Origin of the sequence: Lysinibacillus sp. FSL K6-3209 (assembly GCF_037976175.1) — a bacterium.
Lineage (GTDB): Bacteria > Bacillota > Bacilli > Bacillales_A > Planococcaceae > Lysinibacillus > Lysinibacillus sphaericus_D.
Map to the genome: position 1 here is coordinate 1,964,456 of NZ_CP150264.1, position 19,811 is coordinate 1,984,266.

The window sequence follows — 19,811 nt, forward strand, 5'->3', positions numbered from 1 at the left end:
ATAAAACTACTAAAATAATTGCAAAACTAGAGCATCTGTCCATATGCAAGCTGCGTAATCTGAATTTAATAGAAAGAGTCTATAGAAAGGAAGATTAACGCATGACAATTATAGGAATGTTGCATCATCGTCTAGATCCTAAAACTGTTATCAAGTCATATGCATATGCAGCAGTTGCAAAAGCAGAAGGAGTAGAATTTTTTTACTTTACACCTAAAAAGGTAAACTTTGACAATCGTACAATCAATGGGCAGGTATTAGAAGATGGGCAATGGCATGAAAGAGTGATGCCCTTTCCAGATGTAATTTATAATGCTGGAAGTCCAGAAAAATTAGCGGTGTCAAAAAAAATAATAGAGAGATTGAAAAAGGAGATCCCGTTTACTACACATTCTATCGGTAATAAATGGAATGTTATGGAGCGACTTAAAGAGGCGAAAGAATTTGATCAATACATTATCCCAACAGAAATAGTAAAAAACACAGATGTCTTTCATAGCTATATAGCCCACCATAAAAAAATCGTATTTAAGCCAATTGACGGTCGGAAAGGAAAAGGAATCTATTTTATTATTAAAATAGGAGACCATTTTGAGGTACGGCAAAATAGCGAGAATCGTATGTACTCAAAGCAACAGTTAAATGCATTAATTCATGAACTTCTTACAACGGGTACGTTTATTATGCAACCGTATATTCAATCGAAAATGAAATCCGGTCAAGTTTATGATTTTCGCCTACATGTTCAAAAAAACGGTGAAGGTAAATGGGTGGTGACAACAGTTTATCCACGTATTGCACCACATGGCTCAATTATTCCAAATATCAACAATGGCGGTTATACAAATTATTTGGACCCATTTTTAGAGCAAGAGTTTCAAGAAGAAGCCTTTAATATTCGTCGGATGTTGGAACATTTCTCATTATCTTTGGCACGCCATTTAGATGACATTCAGATGACGAAGTTCGGAGAGGTCATTGATGAGATTGGAATCGATGTCGGGCTTGATGCGCAACAAAAAATTTGGATCTACGAGGTAAACTGGCGTCCTGGCTGTCCACCAGCGTTTTACTTAGAATTAGATGTTGTTATCCATTCCATTCGATATGCAAAGTACTTAGCAGAAAATCAACAACCGATAAAAAAATCCAAACCAAAGCCTACAGTTTCTAACACAAAAACAGTAGTACCAAAACCCGCAGATTCAAAACCAAAGCAAGTCGAAGTAAAAGCTACATCAAACCATGCAAAATTCGATAAACCGATAATTGCGATTACTGGTAGTGCAGGAAAGACCACATCTAAGGCATTTTTAGGGTCCATATTGTCTAAAAAATGGAATGTATTTGAGTCGAAGGATTACTGGAATACGACTGAACATACTAAAAAGCATGCAGAAGAAATCAATGATTCGCACCAAGCCGTTGTGCTTGAATATGGAATGGCTTATCCAGGTATTATTACAAACCACTGTAGCATTATTCAACCAAATATAAGTATCGTTACGAATATTGGACTTGCGCATGTTGGGAATTTTGATGGGGATGTTCGAAAAGTAGCGAAAGCTAAATCAGAATTAATTCAAGGTATGGACCAACAAGGTTTACTTATTTTAAATAAAGATGATGACAATTCAAACTATTTATTGACCGATCAATTTAAAGGGAAAATCCTGACTACTGGTATTCACACAGAAGCGGACTATCGAGCATACGATATACAATATAAAGAGAGTGGCATGGCATTTAAGATGGAGCTGCAAGGTCAGGAAATCCAATTATTTATCCCAATTTTAGGAGAACATCACGTTTATAATGCGCTTAATGCGGTTGCGGTTGCAGATTATTTAGGGTTTACGCCACAGGAAATAAAAGCAGGTTTGCATTTTAAAAAGCCGCCAAGAAGGTTGACAGTGTATAACTGCCGCGATCATATAACGGTCATCGATGATACTGTTCACTCCCATCCTCAAGGCGTAAGGGCAGCCCTAAATGTGCTAACAAATGTTAGCAACAAACGGCGTGTGGCAATAATTGGGCAGATGCGTGAGCTAGGTGATTTAAGAGAAGAAGAATATCGCAAATTAGGCGAATTTATTGTTGAACAAGGCATTGATCTTTTAATTACCTATGGCTTTAGGACAGAAGAAATAGGAGCAGCGGCCATAGCAAAAGGCATGGATTCAAACAAGATTTATCATTTTACGAATAAAGATCAATTGCATGCGCTGTTAGAGAAAATAATCGAACCTCATGACACGATTCTTGTCAAAGGTGCTAGTAAAACGAATATGTTTGAAACCGTTAAATTTTTAGACCAAACATTTAAAGCATAACGAGGAAAACCCGAGTAGTTGCCCATTGGATAGGGCAATTACTCGGGTTGATTGTTGTGAATGCAAACAAAGTAAAACGATGTATCCAGCGCGCTATTGCCTAAATTGCTCATAGTAAAGCGGATGAAGCTAAGGCCACATCCGCAACTACAGCATATTTAGCTTACGGTAAGCAATGCCCGCCCAACATTATAGCGCTTTTAATAGAAATTTGATTTCCATGGCGGCGGTTATAGCATTGTTTTTCGCTTGAGCTAAAGTTTTCCCCTCGGCAATAACATAGGCATAGCGATGACCCATCGACAACGGTGGGGTTAACAATGTTCCTTTTCGCGGTTTTACATATACATCGACAACACCAGGTGCTTTTGTTGCCCTTGTTTTACCGATTACTCTTTCTAACACACCTTTGCTCTCTACTATGACATATTTTGTAAAGATGAATTTTTTATGCCTAGGTTGGACATTTGGTTGTTCCCCTAAAAATAATTTAAGTGTTTCTTCCACTAAACTAAATCCAAAAGCCGCATGTAGCATATTATTCATAGCGCCACCTGAAATTCGAGGGTTAATTTCAATGAGCTTCCATCCATGTTCCGTTAAACGAAGCTCTAGATGCAATGTTCCATTTTCAATATCAAATACTTTGACGATAGAATGGAGCACTTCTTCAATCCCTTTTTGAATATCAGAAGGTACTTCCGCGAGTATACCATAGCCTGTAATAATGAATCGTTTTCCTTGTGTAATCTCTTGTTCAATAATACCGATTGTGTGAACTTGTCGCTTATAGACCATTGCTTCCACTAAGTATTGGGGTCCATCAATATATTCCTCAATCATGATGGTTTCACCAGGGTTTTTATTTTGGAGAAATGTAAGATGTGAATCGAGTTGGTTTTTATCTGTCGCAAGTAGTACGTCTTTTGAACCCGTTGATTTAGGAGATTTAACAATCAATGGAAATACCATGTTATTTGAAAATGATTCATGCGGTTTTTTTAGGAAAAATTTGGGGGAATACGGCTGATCCTTTAATAGATTTCTTGTTTTCTCTTTATCTTCCATCATTTCAATTGCTGCTGATGAAGTATAGTTTTGGCAAAATTCATCACATAAAATAGAGGCAATATGAACAAATGGATCTACAAAACTAACAATGGACTTTATCTCTAAACCGGTATCAAGCAAATCATGAATTTCTTCTATCATATCTTCTATATTGGAAGTATCGATAAAAATCATTTTATGAATGTCTGGATAGGCTTTTCTCTGTTGTAATTGTTTTTCATTGCTTGTGAACAGTATTGTCAAGTAGCCCAATTTTTCTGCTGCTTTTATCGCTTCACGACTAGACCCAGATTTGTTTGTACCGATAAATATAATTGCCTTCAGTGAAATCACTCCTTCAATTGGCACTTGGATTATTAATATACACCTTATATATATGCTGTGAAATAGTTTTCTTCTAGTTATGTATCATGTTTACATCCAAGCAACTTTTAAAGTGCTTCATATAATAGAGAAGAAAGGAGTGTGAAATGATATGAAGCCTCTATCGGTGAAGAATTTAACAGCGATTACTGCAGGTAAATTATTGCAAGGGTCGGATGAGGTGCTGATCCAGTATGGCGCATATCGGCTAAAACAAGTGAAAAAACCGTACACAGCTCTATTTACAGACAAACGCATAGTAAACTGGAAAAGTCTTGAATCGCTTGCTCCTCTAGTGCTTGTTACAGAGTGGGTGTATAGTCAGCATGAAATTCCTCAACACGTAATAATTATTCAAGTAGAAAATACAGATGAGGCCTACTGGAAGTTTGTACATTATTATCGTAGTCAATTTGAAATCCCTGTTATTGCAATTACCGGAACATCAGGTAAAACTACAACAAAAGAGATGATAAAACATATTCTTTCTGCTGAAAAAGAAGTAACCGCTACGACATTAAGTAGTAATTCTAGAACCGCTTCATTGCAGTATTTACTTAGTATTGAAGAGGAAACAGAAGTTGCAGTTTTTGAAACAGCTGTTGGATCACCAGGAGATGTAAGGAAAGCAGGGAAGTATTTTAAGCCGACAATCGGTATTATTACCAATATCGGAGCGCACCATTTAAACTACTGTAAAACTTTGGATGGCTATATACAGGCGAAAGGTGAAATGGCAGAAATAGTGAATTCGGATGGTGCATTAATTCTCAATGCAGAAGATGCCAATATACGAAAAATTGATTTATCGAAATTTAAAGGACGTATTATTTACATCGGACAGCAAGCATCATGCCATTATAGAGCGAGTTCTATTCGCTATGTAGAAAATGGTATGCAGTTTACGTTGCATCATAAAAAGAAAAAATATGACGTTTTCGTTCCTGGATTTGGAGAACATCAAGTCTATAATGCATTGGGAGCGATTGCGGCCATTCATGAATTACGTGTACCGATTTCCGTAGCGATTAAACAATTAGCGACATTCAAGAAAGTGAATAAGCAACTACAACTTTTTGAAGGAATCAATGGTTCTATATTGATCGACGATACGTGGAGCTTAACCACAACGTCCTTAGAAGCTGCTTTAAAGGTCTTAAATTCATTAGGAGATGGCAAGAAAAAAATTGCCATTATCGGAACGATTACGGATTTAGGGTCCTGGGGGTATATTATCCATGAGCAAGCAGGAGAATTAATCCATAAAATTGGTGTAGATGTGCTTATTACCATTGGAGAGCACGCCCGAATTATGGCTGATCGTGCACTAAAATTAGGCTTCAGTAAGCCCGTATATATATTTAATAATAATATTCTCGTTTATAAGTTATTACATGAAATAGTAGATGAGAATACAATTATTCTAATTAAAGGAGATATGTATAGTAAGCAAATTTCCCAACTGGCCGCTGATTTAAAAGTTAAAAAAACGTTGCCAAAAGAAAATGATTCTAGGCAATAATGTACTTGATATGAAAGCTGGTTAAATACTGTGTCGCATAAAGTCATGTCATAATATTGTATAGTAATCTTCTAGAAAGGAGCACTTTAAATAAAGAATAAAAGACGTCATCAAATACTAGTTGTTACTAGAGTAGAATGGTTCTTCATTACCCACACTTCTAGTGATTATATTTCATACTATACAGAGAGGGGGGAGGAGTTCACGTGCAAAATATTCGCGTGACTGTGGTTAGAAAGTTACTACAAGGGGATTTAGTAAGCGGTTCTGAGCAATGGCTTATCAAACATGCCATCTATTATAATCGCCATGATTTGACGCAAAAGAATACACTCATGTTTGTCAATAGAAGTGAGACCATTAATTGGGAAGAAATCGATAAAAAGGGACCATCCCTCGTTATTTCAGATAAACCTTTAGAAGAATTAAAAAAAGCACTACCGAATACAACAGTTATTCGCGTGAAAAGTACGTTGCAGGCATACTGGAAGTTTATTGAGTATTATAGAGGGCTATTTGACATACCAGTAGTCGCATTAACGGGGACATGTGGAAAAACAACTACAAAAGAAATGATTAAACATATTGCGAGCAAAGACTGGAATGTGCAGGCATCTATTAGTAGCAAAAATGAACCTCGCCAATCTTTACCTTATTTAATAGGCATCGATGAAACTACGAAAGCAGCTGTCTTTGAGTTAGGGCTAGGGAATACGGGGAATATTAAGCATCAATGTATGATTTATCGGCCGACGATTGGTATTATTACAAATATCGGTGTGCATCATTTAGATGGCTGTAAAAATCTTGAAGGCTATATCAAAGCTAAGTCAGAAATTTTAGAAGGAATAGCTGAAGATGGCACGTTAATCATCAATGCAGATGATGACAATACAAAAAAAATTCCCCTGCATACGTTTAAAGGGAAAATTATTACAATTGGTGTTCATAGCAAAGCAGATTATAAAGCTTCGAACATGCAATTTATCAATAACGGTATGAAATTTACGCTCCAAGTAGCTAAGGAAAAATATTCAGTATTTGTACCTGGCTACGGAGAACACCAAGTGTATAATGCGGTAGCGGCCATCGTTGCTGTAAAAGAAATGGGCATGTCCATTCAGCATGCAATCTCACGTTTAAAAACATTTAAACCGATGGCAAGGCATCTAGAAATGTCAACCGGTCTTAAAGGAAGTACGATCGTAGATGATACATGGACGAATAATCCTACATCGGTTGAAGCAGCCTTGAAAGTTTTAGATACGATAGGAAAAGATAAAAAAATAATCCTTATATTAGGTGATATAAAGCGATTGGGTCTTTTCGAAGAAAAGTATCATCGTGAGATTGGCTCTATGGTGGCCGAGCGAAATATTCAGATGCTGATTACCATTGGAAAAAGAGCCGAACATATAGCAGAACAAGCAAAAAAAGATGGCACCGCTGCGGAAGTTCATGTTTTTAAAGATGTTGCAGGAGTTTTAGAATTACTTAAACCAAAACTTGATCAAGATACGATTGTGCTGATAAAAGGCCCAATGTCTAGTAGATCCATGATTGAATTTGCCAATCATCTAAAGGAAATATAACTGCATAGCAGGGCAATCTTTATGGTTGCAATAACAAGCAAGACTTGAACAATGTAAAGCTCCATTCAACCATTTAAAGCGAAAACATAGCATACAAACGTGTCAATGACACTGCTTTGTATGCTATGTTTATTTAAATTTTAGTATAGTTATATATTATCTAACAATCATTCGATGGATTGTGTTAATCTTTTAAAATACGCGTTTTGCTGTTAAATAATGTTCCTTATAATAATCAACAAATAGTACTCTTGTCGTAACACCACTTGAAGTTGGGATGATGAGACGTTGATCGCCAGCGTAGATAGCTACAAGCGAAGGGTTTTTTGAACCTTTCACGCCATTAAAGAATACTAAGTCACCCTTTTTCAAATTGGCACGTGACACCGTAGTTCCTTTCGCCATGAGTTCTTTTAAGTTGGTAGTACCAAGTTTTACGCCACTTTTACGGTAGACATATTCAACGAAACCAGGTGCTGTAAAACGTAAACTTTGCTCATTTATTGTGGAACTAATTGTTGCTTTATTTTTATAAGTAATCGCATTTTCTACGATTTTATCGCCCTTTGTTGCAGGGTTGGCTGATAATAATGTTGGTAATACTCTGCGAGCAGATACGTAATTGTCTTTATAATATGGCTTACTATTCATATCCGAAATGACAATATTTTGCTTGGAATCCGCCATATGAATAATTTTGTTATTACCAATGTACATGCCTACATGATCAGGATCTGTGCCTGTTTTTTTACTTTTAAAGAATACTAGATCGCCTTTTTGCAATTGGTTTCTTGCAACATATGTTCCTTGTTGTATCATGTAATTTTCATTATACGTACCAAGATCTACACCATTCTTTTCAAAAATATACATAAGGAATGAAGCACAAGAAAATTTGTAAGGATATGTAGACTTGTACACGGTATTACTGTATGTGGCCTTACCAATTAAGCTTTTCCCTGTTTGAATCAGTTGATCGGCCTTTGCTGCAACGGCCTTATCATTATTTTGCGTATTTGTCGTCGCTGCCTCCACTTTTATCGGTTCAAATGTACCTTGAACGATTCCGAATGAGCTAAACCCAATCGACAATGCTAATGTAGTTGTTAAAAAATGTTTTTTCATGCTGTTTTTTACCTCCTGTAAGCGAGCAGTTAAATTTTTCTGTTTGCTTGCCATTGCAATAATCGTAGCATGAAAAACACGGGGTTCTGCTAGGTAAATGTTTCCACAGGGCACGTCACCCTACCCGAAAACCTTGATAATAAAGGCTTTAGCGCTTGAATTTACAGTTTCATTACAAATGTTTCAGTTTGTGATGAATGAAGGGGTATTGTGTCATAAACAAGCGGTTCTTTTTCTATTTTAAATAACATTACAATAGAATTTAAAGGGAAGTCAGAATACTTAAAAAATGATAAGCAATGTGGCAATAGAGCGTACTGCCATACGAATTTTATAAATCAAAATAAGAATATTTTATGATAGAAAAATAACTTTTTTGCTCGAATAATGCTTATATAAGCACGCTTTACAACCTTATTTCTAGTTATCTTTTGTTTTGAAATACATAGTTCGAGTCATGGGAGTTAAAGGGGTAATATGTTATATTTAGGGGGAAAATAAAGAAATTTCAATCCTCAAAAGCTAGCGAAAAATGTTGTTTCGTGGAAGTAATTTATATAATTTCACTAACGAAAGGGGAAAATGGTATGTTACAGAAACTGAGGTTCAAAACAATTCGAGCAAAAATTTTGAGTGCATTTTTCATTGTTGTATTTTTTATTGCTTGTTTTAACACTTATAGCTACTTTGCCAATAAGCGTGTCATTTCTGCTGGCGAAGAAATTGTTTATAAAGAATTACAGTTGTTAACAGCAAATGAAAAGTTAGCATCTACAATCAGTGTTCGAACAACTGCTGCAAAAAGCTATGTTCTGACTGGTGATCAAAAATACAAAAAAGAATTTGAAGCATACGTAAAAATTGCTGAAGAAAATAATAAACTATTAACGGAATTATCAACTGATACAAATCTATCGAAAACTGTCGAAAAAGCAAGGGAATGGCGAGGTTTTGTGCAAACGAAAGTGTTTGATGAATATGATAAAGGAAATGTAGAATTGGCTATCCAAAACTTAAATTCTATTGACTCGCTTGCTACAGAGGTTAGAAAAGGTTATGAGGGGCTTGCACAGGCAAGAGAAGCTTCTATTAATGATCTAGGACAGGCCATGATTGCCCAATCGAAAGAGTCACTGAATGTAGGGTTAGCAATAGGCGTGATGATAACGTTAATCGCGATTGTAACCGCTTACATTTCGGCGCATATGATTGCTAATCCGATAAAAGCGGTAATTGAAAAAATATCGCAAATGGCGGATGGCGATATAAGTCAGCCTCCTTTGCCAGAAAGAATGAAAGATGAAATTGGCTTGCTTGTGCAATCGACAAACACGTTGAATCAAAAGCTTCATGAAATTATTGGATCAATTCATGTTGTTTCGGGCAATGTAGCTGCAAACAGTGAGCAGCTTGCACAATCTTCCCTAGATGTAAAAACAGGTGCAGAACAAATAGCATTGACGATGCTTGAGTTAGCGGGTGGTTCGGAATCCCAAGCACATAATGCAAGTGACTTAGCACAAATAATTGATACATTTAAAGTAAATGTCCAACAAGCAAATGCTCAAGGTATTGATTTACAAGGCTATTCAAGTGAAGTATTACAACTTACGACAAGCGGTCAACAATTAATGAACACATCTACACAGCAAATGTTTGCCATTGATACAATTGTGCAAGAGGCTGTAGCAAAAGTGGAAGGCTTAAATAGACAATCGCAAGAAATTTCTAAATTAGTATCAGTTATTGACGATATTGCCAATCAAACAAACCTATTAGCGTTAAATGCTGCAATTGAGGCGGCACGTGCTGGAGAGCAGGGGAAAGGCTTTGCAGTTGTAGCTGCAGAAGTGCGTAAACTGGCTGAACAAGTATCTTATTCAGTCACAGATATATCAGCCATTGTGGGGCGCATTCAAAACGAAACAGTTGGTGTAACAGCCTCCCTTCAAACGGGGTATGAAGAAGTAAAAAGAGGGACAGAGCAAATAACAAATACCAATACAACCTTTGAACAAATAGCCTCTGCGGTTAATAGTATGTTTAGTAATATTCAAGGTATAACAGAAAACCTACAAGGTATTTCAACAACAACAGAGCACATCAATCGTTCTATTGATGAAATTGCTGCTATTTCCGAACAATCCGCAGCGGGAGTAGAGCAAACGACTGCAACAATCGACGAGACAGTCGTAACGATGGATGAAATTTCAAAAAATACAGATGATCTCGCTTCGATGGCTGAACGTTTAAACAAAGAAGTACAGCATTTTAAATTATAAACAATAAAAGCAGCCATTTCGCACTATTGGCTGCTTTTTTCATTTAGATGGGCTGAATCATCTCTACGCGATTACCGAAAGGGTCACGAAATTCAAAGCGTTCGAAATGTGGAATTGGAACGCAAGCAAGTATTTCGATATGGTGTTCGGATAAGACGTTCTTCCAATGCGCTACGTTGTCAACTTGATAGGCAATATGCGCTTTCGTTGTATATCTATCAAATCCGTCCTCTGTCCCAACATGTACTTCTTGATTTCCTACTTGTAACCAAAATCCCCCACGTCCTTGAAGGGAGGTGGGTTTCTCTATTTCTTTTAGCCCTAGTACATGGCAATAAAATGCTTTGCCCTGTTCCTCACAACCTTTTGGAATGGTAAGCTGTACGTGATGTAAACCGACAATCATCATAATCCTCCTTTAATTCCTTTATATTTACGTATAACTATTTACTTCGCTTTATTGCTTAGAATACCTTCTTACGAATGAAAGGAAGCTTTATAAAGCCTGTTAGAAGAATATTTGCATATGCCCATAATGGCCATGATACAAAGTAACATTTAATTTGGCTGGTAGATTAATGAAAATAGAAACAAAAATAGGGAGGACAGTTGCACAATCAGCATCCCTGATAGTGCGAATACAAATTTAAGATAATTTTAAGTAAATTATTCTGTTTTTATGGATTTATGCAGGGCTAGCAGTACCCGAATAAGGTTTACTTCAGTAAAATAAGGTATAGTATATGTGTTGAGTAGATTTTGTTAACGACGAGTAAAGTAGGTGAACAAGCGTGGGGAAATATCAATTGGATACCAAAGGTAAGGTAGCTGTGGCAAAGTATCATGAAAAAAACAAACCTGCCAAATTTGATAAAAAGCAGCAACTTGAAAAAATACGTGCGGAGTATTTGAAAAAGAAGCAAGAACAAACAGATAAATAATTTGAAAAACATAGGAAGACTATGATCTGACCCAAAAAAGTTAGACATATTTAGTTAAGAGACTTCTAGACCTGAGTTCGGTATTCCACCGGGCTTAGGTCTTTTACTTTTGCCTTCATTCGTTTGTGATTGTAATAGAATACGTTGTTCAGCATTTACTTTTGCCATAAAAAAACGAGGCTGGGACATAAGAGAAAAAGTGTTAGATTGACTGCCATCAATCTAACACTTTTTTGCTATGCCGTTGTTGTCCGCTACGGCGGTGCTTTCCGCTCAGCACAGTAAGCCGCAACCCTCGCTAACGCGCGGAATGCCAGCGTCTAACATTATGTGCTGTTCTGAGCTGGAGTCACCGCCTTCGCTACCAACAACTAGTGAACACTTCTAATTTTTTTAATTGCAAAAGCAAGAATAGCTAAGGTCTCCATATAGCAAAAAATTATGAACACCTTTCGTCTGTTTCTTAAATTTTTTTAGTTATGTCCCAGCCCCCAGTTCATTTTTTATTTCCTTCTTTAACATTAAAAATAAGAAAAGTACACCAACCTCTACGATTATCGGGATATACATACTATTTAAATGGAAGAATAGCATACTGACCAAAATGGCTATACAAATAAAGATAGAGCTATATTGATAGTTTTTGGATTGATAAAAAAATGCATAAGGTAATAAATGGGCACCGTAAATAACTGCATATGCAGGTAAGACCAACATCGGTGCTTTAATTAATAGAAGAATACAAATGATTAAGTATAAAATTTGATTGTTTGTCGCAATCAGTAGACCATTAATCAATGGATTTTCTTTATAAAATAAATCGACATTTAATATTTTGGCACAAACAATGGAAACGGGAAACAGTAAAGCACCACAAGATAAAATGCCAATGTTTTTAATCATTAAATCTATAGGAAGGAACGCGATAGTTGTAATCACTCCCCAAATAAAGAGGGAAGCCATGATAAAAGGGAGCCCCTTCTTTTGTTTTTGCGCAATATCATTTAATAGGACGTGTAAGCTAGTATTAATGTTCATTTTCTGTCTCCTTCATGTACTAGCGATTTATTCAAACTAGCTGCTAGTTTTTTATTTTCATATTTTGAGAAAAAGTAAAATCCGATGATATGACCGATCAACGTTATGGCGAAAATCAGCAACAAATACGGTTGAATAAATGCTAACATTTGCACTGAAACAAGGTAGACCATGCCTACGCCACAGAAAAAATTTAAAAATGTACTAATGATAATTTTGGATGTACTTTTTAATGTAGAGTAGTTCCACAAGTACGGGTAGGCGATACCAAAAACGATTCCAAGCAGTACGCTAATACTAATTAAATTCCAAATATAAAGAAAGTTGACCATTTCATTATGTAAATTAAATAGTGTCATTAAGAACACAATCCAAATCAATCCCAAAAATGAAATGGACAAAAAGCTGTTTTTTAAGTCTTTGATCATATCAATCTCTCCTTAATAGATTTTGCATAATGTCTACTGACCATATACTTATTTTGTTGTTTTGTTATAACTTCCAGTCTTGCGTGGCTTCCTGAAGCAAACGACTGAATTTGATTCAAATTTAAAATCATTGAATTGTTAATGCGTACTAATCTAAAGGATTCTAAGTAAGCTAGTTCTTTTAAAATCTTATTCAGTAATAGTTCAGTACCATCTATTAAAAAGATTTTAGTAAAATGACCAGCTGCTTCAATGGCTTCGATAGTATGGAGCTCAATCAATACCTGCCGATTTGTTTTAAAATCTGTTGCACTTAATGGTATAGATTGTAAAAAATGCTGTTCCAATGTAGAAAGTAATGCTTTATTTGATGGATTACTAATAATGTCAATTTCAGATGACGATTGTTTGTTTTTCCAAATAAAATTGAATTTCATGTTGTTCTCCTTTCTGTTTTAATCGTAGCAACACCGCTTTGTTCTTACCATGAATTTTCGATTTGTTGCAAAAAAAATAGACTTTGTTGCAACTCGATTCAGTAAGCTATACAACGAAATATTGCATTAATATGTATTAAATGGAAAATAGGGGTTGCTATAATAGATATTAGTAATCTATATGGATAGTGTCAATGTATACAATTCTTTATGATGACAGAGACAGCCTAAATTGAAATATTATAATGTGCTATTAAAAGGGATAGTCTTTCACAAAATAAAATAGACCTCCTTTGAAGAATTGGCTTTTTTTATGATAAATGGAAAGAGTTATCCAAATATACTTGATTTGAGGTATTATAAAAGAGTTCGAATTAAATTGAACGAGAGAGAGGAGTATGTAATATGAAAATAAAAAGCTTAGTTATAACAATTTTCGCACCTTTACTTTTAATTATTGCAGGATGTAGTTCGCAGCCAGAAGAAGCATCTATGGGCGAAGTGGAAAAGGAAATTTATACGCAAGAACAGGTAGAGTCTATGTTCAGTGAAGATAGTCTGGAGGCAGCGAAAGAACGAATAGAGGAACGGGGCGGCGCAGATTATATAGTACCACCTGAGCATACTGCTATCGGAGAAAATCAAGCAACGGTAGTAGAACTTAAAGAGTCGGACATTTTAGACGGAGAAGATTCTAGTTTTGAAAAGTATGACAACGTAGGCGAAATACGGCTTGATACGTTAGAGCTGGACTCTACTTTTGAGGATCAAGATAAATATACAAATGTGTTGCTGAAAGAACTAGGCATGCATGGTAGTTATTATGCAACACATTTTCCTCTATTGTGGACAGCCGGTATTCTTTCAGATGGACTCGAAGAGCATAGTGATGGGACCAAATCTTTTTATCTAAGTAAATACTCTGTGCTTGTAAATTGTCACTATAAGGGCGCTAATGCTGACGTGAACGAAAAACTTCTCAGCAATTTGAAGCACGCATACAAAAACAATATGCCTATAATTGTCTATGGCGAATATGAGCAGTATCTATCCGAAGAAGGATACGCTGACTATCGTCTGATTATTCATCGAATAGGCTTTAAAGAGGTCATTTAATTCAAAAAGAAAAACTAAGGGTTTGAACAATCCGCTAAAACTTTTCCAATGAAGAACACTCGTGAAGGAGGGCCTTATGAGATTTGGCTTTAAGTAGTACCAACTTTACAATCAGATTTGATACATGATAAGTATCATGTTCACGAAATAATATACACATGTCAACGTACATAATTCTTTATGGTATAATAATAAAAACGGAATAATAAGATAGAGGTACAAATCGAAATTTGATTTGTTTAAAAGGGAAGTTCGGTGAAAAGCCGACGCTGTCCCGCAACTGTAAATGGGAGCACATTTCAAAAAACCACTGTTACGTTTGTGTAATGGGAAGGTGAAACGTGTGATGAACATAAGCCAGGAGACCTGCCTTTATCTAGTACAACCAAAAAACCTACGAGGATAGGGGGTGTTGAGTGTGACTAGAGAATTTCTTCTGCATGCTCATAGTACGACGATTGTCAAAAGGGTAGCTTCTATGCATAATAGAATGCTTTTTCTGTCATGGCCATTGACGTATTATGTCGTGTATTTGTCATAGTAGGCATCTTTCTAAAGAAGGAAAGATGTTTTTTTATGCTAAAAATGAAGGAGTGTATCACATGAATCCACATGTTATCGAGTATTATGAAAATCTTTTTAAATATGAAATTATGCAAAAGCAGTTTGATGGGGCTAGAAAAACGTTAAATGAGCTTGTTGAACAATTTTTCGGGCAAGATGAAGCGCATCATTCAGACATTTATACAGCTTATTGCAATGTCAGAAAAGAAATAATCGGCTAAAATAGCGTTAGGCTACTTTCGGCAGCCCATTAAAGGGATGCGAGAGTAGTCTTTTTGTTTTATTAATTTTTTTCTAGGACTTCATTCTTATTTCACTTTTATTTTATATAATAAATTTGCTTTTAATATAAAATCGATTGGAGAACTAGAGATGAAAAATGCAACTTATTCAAGCTTTTGGCGAATGCATTTTTATGCGGCATTATTTATTACACCACTTCTAATCACACTGACATTAAGTGGCATTGGGTACTTGTTTTATACAGATGTAGAAGATCGTTTATATGATGACTACTTCTTTGGCAATAGTAACAAAACAGAAGCATTGACAATAGACGAAGGGGTTCAACAAGCGGAAGCGGCATTTGCGGGATATACAACAACCAAAATTATTGAATTAGATGAGCCTTACAATACACGATTAACACTGACAAATAGTGAAGGCGATCAACGCTATGTGTTTTTAGATGATAAAAATCAAATTGTTGGTCATCAAGACCCTACATACACATTTTCAAATGTGTTAAGAAGCTTACATAGCTCTTTATTTATTGGTGGAACAGTTGTCAATTATTTAGTAGAATTAGCGGCATGTTGGGCAATCTTTTTATTGCTATCAGGTCTATACATGACCTTTAAAGGAAAAGTATTAAAGAAAGTAAAACAAGCAAATAAACGACAAAAAAATAGAAAATGGCACGCCCTACTAGGAACGATTATTACGATTCCAATGGTTATTATCATTTTTACAGGATTACCTTGGTCTGCATTTATGGGGAACTTTATATATACAGCAGCACAAGAGAATCCGTCCTTTGGTATTCCGTTATTACAACAACAACCGCCGAAATCTGATATGAGTGAAATTCCGTGGGCAACACGTCAGGAAGAAGCACCTTCTTCGTCTAAACATGCACACCATGGTATGGGTGCTGCAAGTACGAGCCGAAACGAACATCAGTTAGAAGTGGCAAGTTTACAACAACAAATTAAGGCGAATGGTATTACAAAGCCATATGCCATTATTTATCCGACAAGTGATGACGGTGTTTTTACCGTAGCCAAATCAAGTAATACAGGGGTAACAGGACTCGACGTAAGCCCTTATGACGAAGCGACAATGTACTTTGACCAATATAGTGGTGACTTTATTTCTAAGGTAAGCTATAGCGACTATGGCATTTTGGCAAAATGGTTCACATGGGGAATTCCGTTGCATGAAGGTCACTTATTTGGTTGGCCAAATAAGCTAATTAACTTACTCGTTTGCGTAGCCTTTTTAGGTGTTATTTTCTGGGGATTCCGTACATGGTTATTGCGCAAGAAAAAAGGCCTACTATCAGCACCCCCTCAATTATCACAGAAAATCTCGATTCCTTTTATCGTGATAATCGTTCTATTAGGTGTTATGATGCCATTATTTGGCCTTTCGTTAATCCTTGTCGTATTAGTAGAATTCGTGATGAAAGTAATGAATAAAAATAAACCGACAAATGAAATGAACTAAAAACCTTTGAAACTAGTATGCTGGGAATTTCTCCTAGCATACTAGTTTTTTTGACTTAAAATCTTTGCAATGAGTAACAAACCCCTACGTATAACAATCTTACGGAGTGGGCAAGAATGGTAACGGAGGTAGACCAACTAGTTGCGATGTTGAAGGATTCGTGTGTAAAAAATTTGAAAGGGGTTAGCTAATTGACTATAAGAAAAAGCATTATGATACCCATTCTTTTAACAGGGTTGCTAACGCTAACAGGTTGTAATTTTCTGAATAAACAGGAGACATCCAAGCAAGGGCAAGCACAACAAGAAACAAAAAACGAAATAGCAAAAGAAGCAGTGCAAATCACAGAAATAAAGCCAATAAACATCATGACATTACAAGTCACTTTTTCTGAACCATTGTCCGAAGAAGGTGTGAAAGTAGAAAATTTAGAAACAATAAAAAAAGTCTTTTCATTCAATCATGATTTAAGTATTGTCAATGTGCCACGCTTGAAAATTGGTGCTACAAGTACGTATATTGTGCCAGTCACTATGCAAAAGGCAGGAACAAACTACACACTAAGATACAAAGATGGCGAAACAAAGGCCTTTGATGGCATCGATGAAAAAATAACACTCAGCCAAACGAAACAAGTGACAAATGATACTTTTGAAATTGAATCATTTAAAGATGAAGGTGTAACTGATTATTCGAATATTATTGAAGCCTATAAAGAGGCGAGAGGTGACTTGTCGTTCCAATTGAATGATGACAATAAGGACGAAAAAGGTAAGCAGTATCAGGTCATTTCCTCTTTACGGGATCGTGTCGTAACAGTGACTGCAGAAAATGGTGAAAAGTTACAAGCTGATTATGTGTTGTTTACGCAAGCTGCAGATGGCAGACAAGCACCAAAATTCCGCTTGCCAGAAGGAAAAGCGTTAAAGGTGGGGACAAACTATACTGTGTCAGCTGACTGGGCAACTATTAAAAATCCAACCTTTACAGCAACGGATATAGCGCCTTTAACGATTAAGTCAGTTGAACCACTTGATGCTACATCATTCCAAGTGACACTCGATCATGATCCTGGTATGGAGTTATTTGCAGGTCGCAGTGTCGAATTACAGGCTGAAGATGGCTCGATTTTACAAGCACAATATCGCTATTCATCTCGTCAAGGGGCTGTCGGGATATTTGATGTAAAGGACCAAACTTTAAAGGCTGGTGGCACATATAAAGTACTACCAATTAACAATTGGGCAACTGCTGATAATGTCACGTTAACAGCAAAGTAATAAGGCAAGAAGTCAGTAGTGAATGCTTTCACTACTGGCTTTTTTTTAAGCTCAAAGAGTTGTATTGACCTTTTTCTTTAGCGTAATATAGTGCTACATACATTTAACAAGGGGTTAGAAAATGAAAGCATTAGTTTTTGAAACATTTGGTGGACCAGAAGTATTACAATATCAAGAAGTAGCTGATCCTATCCTGACAGATAACGAAGTTCTAGTGCGAACAAAAGCCGTTGGATTAAATTTTGCTGATATTTATCGACGGAAAGGTAATTATCATTTAGCAGGTCAACCGCCATTTATTTTAGGCTATGAAGGCGCTGGTGTCGTTGAAAAGGTCGGTGCAAATATACACAATATCCAAGTAGGCGACCGCATTGCATTTGCGGATGTACCCTTTGCGAATGCTGAATTAGTGGCAGTGCCACTTGATAAAGTAATGTTAATACCAGCTGAAATATCTTTTGAAACGGCGGCTGCAATATTATTACAAGGGTTAACGGCACAATATTTAGTGACAGATAGTTATGCGATTCAACCAGGTGATACGGTTTTAATTCACGCAGCGGCAGGTGGTGTTGGTCAAAACTTAGTCCAAATGGCTAAGTTAAAAGGGGCTAACGTCATTGGTCTCACATCTTCAACAGAAAAAGCACAAGTAGCATATGCCATCGGAGCGGACAATGTCTTTTTATATAAAGAGCAATGGGTGCAACATGTGAAGGATACTACTGATGGTCAAGGGGTTCATGTTGTGTACGAATCTGTAGGCTCTACACTACAAGATAGTTTAGAGGCAACAAAAATCGGTGGAACGGTTGTGTTTTTTGGCATGTCAGGGGGAGATCCTGTGGCGGTGGATCCTCGTCTGTTAATGGATACTTCGAAAACGTTAACGGGGGGAGACCTTTGGAATGTACTGACTTCCTTTGAGGAAAGAAAAATACGTTCACAACAACTGTTCGAATGGATGATAGATGGTAAGATAAAAATTTCTGAGCCGACTATTTTTGCCCTTGAAGACGGCGCTCAGGCACATACTTTCCTGGAAAGTCGCAAAAGTATCGGTAAAATATTATTACAACCTTAAACAATGAAGATGGAGGATCGCTTGTCTCCTTTACTTTGATATTGTAACACTATCATATTTGAAAGTTGGAATATGATAGTGTTTATCCAACTACCAATTCATGATACGATAAAATACAATATGAACTATTGAGGTGAGCACAATCTCATGTTTCTAGATAAATTGAAGCATCAGTTACAGCAAAATCAATCGCTATTTATTGGGGAAGAGACTGCTTTTCGTTCGGCCGTTTTAATTCCATTAGTTCAAGTGGATGACAAGTGGCATATTCTTTTTGAAGTACGGTCATTGACGATGAGAAAGCAGCCAGGAGATATTAGTTTTCCTGGTGGACGAATTGATGCCACCGATGCATCTCCATTAGCTGCTGCGTTACGAGAAACGCATGAAGAGTTAGGCATCGATCCAACAACGGTACAGGTTGTAGGACCATTAAGTCCATATGTTGCATCTTCTTCTTTTGTAACGTATCCATTTGTAGCGATTATTGATACCAATCAAATTATTCCTGAATACAACAAAGACGAAGTGGAAAAAGTTTTGACCGTACCAATTGATTGGCTATTAAACTATGAGCCTTATATGCATTTAGTATCGGTCGAACCAATGCCTTCAATCGATTTTCCATATGATAAAATTGTCAATGGTGCGCAGTATAAATGGCGAACGCGATCAATGGAAGAATGGTTTTTTGATTATGAACAATACACGATTTGGGGTTTAACCGCTCGAATTTTAAAACACTTTATAGAACTGATGAAATAGCAGAATAGCTACATTCAATAGCTTTGTTCCTCACACATATTCAAAATAGCTATGTGCTACATAAGGGGCATATCTCCATAATTATTTAAAAGGCGCGTATGCTTTTCTTTAGTTAGCAGAAAAGTATACGCGCCTT

At 36.4% G+C, this 19,811-nt stretch carries 17 protein-coding genes and 1 riboswitch; of the genes, 11 read left to right on the plus strand and 6 right to left on the minus strand.

The window, feature by feature from the left end; genetic code table 11:
- Window positions 1-101: 101 nt before the first annotated feature.
- Window positions 102-2,336, plus strand: coding sequence for a YheC/YheD family protein (locus tag MHH88_RS09350; protein WP_339262596.1), 2,235 nt, complete (start codon window positions 102-104; stop codon window positions 2,334-2,336).
- A 189-nt stretch (window positions 2,337-2,525) separates the two neighbouring features.
- On the opposite strand, the gene MHH88_RS09355 is transcribed toward MHH88_RS09350, so the two are convergent.
- Window positions 2,526-3,731 (minus strand): ATP-grasp domain-containing protein, encoded by a 1,206-nt coding sequence (locus tag MHH88_RS09355; RefSeq protein ID WP_339263033.1) that lies wholly within the window; start codon window positions 3,729-3,731, stop codon window positions 2,526-2,528.
- 151 nt (window positions 3,732-3,882) lie between these two features.
- Between MHH88_RS09355 and murF (MHH88_RS09360) the strand changes: the two genes are divergently transcribed.
- The gene (gene murF, locus MHH88_RS09360; RefSeq protein ID WP_339262598.1) at window positions 3,883-5,292 is read left to right on the plus strand and encodes a UDP-N-acetylmuramoyl-tripeptide--D-alanyl-D-alanine ligase; all 1,410 of its coding nucleotides are present in this window, start codon (window positions 3,883-3,885) and stop codon (window positions 5,290-5,292) included.
- 206 nt (window positions 5,293-5,498) lie between these two features.
- Window positions 5,499-6,884, plus strand: a complete 1,386-nt coding sequence (murF, locus tag MHH88_RS09365; RefSeq protein WP_339262600.1) for a UDP-N-acetylmuramoyl-tripeptide--D-alanyl-D-alanine ligase — start codon at window positions 5,499-5,501, stop codon at window positions 6,882-6,884.
- 192 nt (window positions 6,885-7,076) lie between these two features.
- On the opposite strand, the gene MHH88_RS09370 is transcribed toward murF (MHH88_RS09365), so the two are convergent.
- A complete protein-coding gene (locus MHH88_RS09370) occupies window positions 7,077-8,009 on the minus strand; it encodes an NlpC/P60 family protein (RefSeq protein WP_081327838.1) in 933 nt (310 codons plus the stop codon).
- Window positions 8,010-8,596: 587 nt separating this feature from the next.
- On the opposite strand from MHH88_RS09370, the gene MHH88_RS09375 reads away from it, so the two are divergent.
- Window positions 8,597-10,291 (plus strand): methyl-accepting chemotaxis protein, encoded by a 1,695-nt coding sequence (locus tag MHH88_RS09375; RefSeq protein ID WP_069508383.1) that lies wholly within the window; start codon window positions 8,597-8,599, stop codon window positions 10,289-10,291.
- A gap of 43 nt (window positions 10,292-10,334) precedes the next feature.
- Here the strand turns inward: MHH88_RS09375 and MHH88_RS09380 are convergent, their stop codons facing one another.
- Window positions 10,335-10,697, minus strand: coding sequence for a VOC family protein (locus MHH88_RS09380; protein ID WP_339263035.1), 363 nt, complete (start codon window positions 10,695-10,697; stop codon window positions 10,335-10,337).
- Window positions 10,698-11,082: 385 nt separating this feature from the next.
- On the opposite strand from MHH88_RS09380, the gene MHH88_RS09385 reads away from it, so the two are divergent.
- Window positions 11,083-11,232 carry a hypothetical protein gene (locus MHH88_RS09385; protein WP_103976839.1) on the plus strand — a complete coding sequence of 50 codons (150 nt, stop codon included), beginning with the start codon at window positions 11,083-11,085 and terminating at the stop codon, window positions 11,230-11,232.
- A gap of 477 nt (window positions 11,233-11,709) precedes the next feature.
- Here MHH88_RS09385 and MHH88_RS09390 read toward each other — a convergent pair whose 3' ends face one another.
- Genes MHH88_RS09390 through MHH88_RS09400 form a run of 3 tightly spaced genes read right to left on the minus strand, consistent with a single transcriptional unit; the run spans window position 11,710 to window position 13,135 of the window.
- Window positions 11,710-12,270 carry a hypothetical protein gene (locus MHH88_RS09390; protein ID WP_339262603.1) on the minus strand — a complete coding sequence of 187 codons (561 nt, stop codon included), beginning with the start codon at window positions 12,268-12,270 and terminating at the stop codon, window positions 11,710-11,712.
- Window positions 12,267-12,698, minus strand: coding sequence for a hypothetical protein (locus MHH88_RS09395; protein ID WP_103976834.1), 432 nt, complete (start codon window positions 12,696-12,698; stop codon window positions 12,267-12,269). The genes MHH88_RS09390 and MHH88_RS09395 overlap by 4 nt, the downstream gene beginning before the upstream one ends.
- Entirely contained in the window at window positions 12,695-13,135 is a 441-nt protein-coding gene (locus MHH88_RS09400) for a LytTR family DNA-binding domain-containing protein (protein WP_231786095.1), read from the minus strand. Before MHH88_RS09400 ends, MHH88_RS09395 begins: the two co-directional genes overlap by 4 nt.
- Window positions 13,136-13,540: 405 nt before the next feature.
- Here MHH88_RS09400 and MHH88_RS09405 point away from each other — a divergent pair, with 405 nt between their 5' ends.
- The 6 genes from MHH88_RS09405 to MHH88_RS09430 all read left to right on the plus strand — a co-directional run bounded on the left by MHH88_RS09405 (window position 13,541) and on the right by MHH88_RS09430 (window position 19,675).
- The gene (locus tag MHH88_RS09405) at window positions 13,541-14,251 is read left to right on the plus strand and encodes a hypothetical protein (protein WP_339262607.1); all 711 of its coding nucleotides are present in this window, start codon (window positions 13,541-13,543) and stop codon (window positions 14,249-14,251) included.
- A 197-nt stretch (window positions 14,252-14,448) separates the two neighbouring features.
- Window positions 14,449-14,640: riboswitch (cobalamin riboswitch) on the plus strand.
- Window positions 14,641-14,853: 213 nt separating this feature from the next.
- Window positions 14,854-15,036: a hypothetical protein gene (locus MHH88_RS09410; protein WP_024363603.1), complete on the plus strand. Its 183-nt coding sequence runs from the start codon at window positions 14,854-14,856 to the stop codon at window positions 15,034-15,036.
- Window positions 15,037-15,187: 151 nt separating this feature from the next.
- Window positions 15,188-16,543, plus strand: a complete 1,356-nt coding sequence (locus MHH88_RS09415) for a PepSY domain-containing protein (RefSeq protein ID WP_339262609.1) — start codon at window positions 15,188-15,190, stop codon at window positions 16,541-16,543.
- 191 nt (window positions 16,544-16,734) lie between these two features.
- Window positions 16,735-17,823 (plus strand): hypothetical protein, encoded by a 1,089-nt coding sequence (locus tag MHH88_RS09420; RefSeq protein WP_339262611.1) that lies wholly within the window; start codon window positions 16,735-16,737, stop codon window positions 17,821-17,823.
- Window positions 17,824-17,944: 121 nt separating this feature from the next.
- Window positions 17,945-18,910 carry a quinone oxidoreductase gene (locus MHH88_RS09425; RefSeq protein ID WP_339262612.1) on the plus strand — a complete coding sequence of 322 codons (966 nt, stop codon included), beginning with the start codon at window positions 17,945-17,947 and terminating at the stop codon, window positions 18,908-18,910.
- Window positions 18,911-19,057: 147 nt separating this feature from the next.
- Entirely contained in the window at window positions 19,058-19,675 is a 618-nt protein-coding gene (locus tag MHH88_RS09430; RefSeq protein ID WP_339262613.1) for a CoA pyrophosphatase, read from the plus strand.
- Window positions 19,676-19,811 lie beyond the last annotated feature (136 nt).

Excerpts from the sequence above, each read along its gene's own strand:
- MHH88_RS09350 (WP_339262596.1), top strand. The coding sequence starts at position 102 with ATGACAATTATAGGAATGTTGCATCATCGTCTAGATCCTAAAACTGTT.
- murF (WP_339262598.1), top strand. The coding sequence starts at position 3,883 with ATGAAGCCTCTATCGGTGAAGAATTTAACAGCGATTACTGCAGGTAAA.
- MHH88_RS09370 (WP_081327838.1), bottom strand. The coding sequence starts at position 8,009 with ATGAAAAAACATTTTTTAACAACTACATTAGCATTGTCGATTGGGTTT.
- MHH88_RS09375 (WP_069508383.1), top strand. The coding sequence starts at position 8,597 with ATGTTACAGAAACTGAGGTTCAAAACAATTCGAGCAAAAATTTTGAGT.
- MHH88_RS09380 (WP_339263035.1), bottom strand. The coding sequence starts at position 10,697 with ATGATTGTCGGTTTACATCACGTACAGCTTACCATTCCAAAAGGTTGT.
- MHH88_RS09390 (WP_339262603.1), bottom strand. The coding sequence starts at position 12,270 with ATGAACATTAATACTAGCTTACACGTCCTATTAAATGATATTGCGCAA.
- MHH88_RS09395 (WP_103976834.1), bottom strand. The coding sequence starts at position 12,698 with ATGATCAAAGACTTAAAAAACAGCTTTTTGTCCATTTCATTTTTGGGA.
- MHH88_RS09400 (WP_231786095.1), bottom strand. The coding sequence starts at position 13,135 with ATGAAATTCAATTTTATTTGGAAAAACAAACAATCGTCATCTGAAATT.
- MHH88_RS09405 (WP_339262607.1), top strand. The coding sequence starts at position 13,541 with ATGAAAATAAAAAGCTTAGTTATAACAATTTTCGCACCTTTACTTTTA.
- MHH88_RS09410 (WP_024363603.1), top strand. The coding sequence starts at position 14,854 with ATGAATCCACATGTTATCGAGTATTATGAAAATCTTTTTAAATATGAA.
- MHH88_RS09415 (WP_339262609.1), top strand. The coding sequence starts at position 15,188 with ATGAAAAATGCAACTTATTCAAGCTTTTGGCGAATGCATTTTTATGCG.
- MHH88_RS09425 (WP_339262612.1), top strand. The coding sequence starts at position 17,945 with ATGAAAGCATTAGTTTTTGAAACATTTGGTGGACCAGAAGTATTACAA.
- MHH88_RS09430 (WP_339262613.1), top strand. The coding sequence starts at position 19,058 with ATGTTTCTAGATAAATTGAAGCATCAGTTACAGCAAAATCAATCGCTA.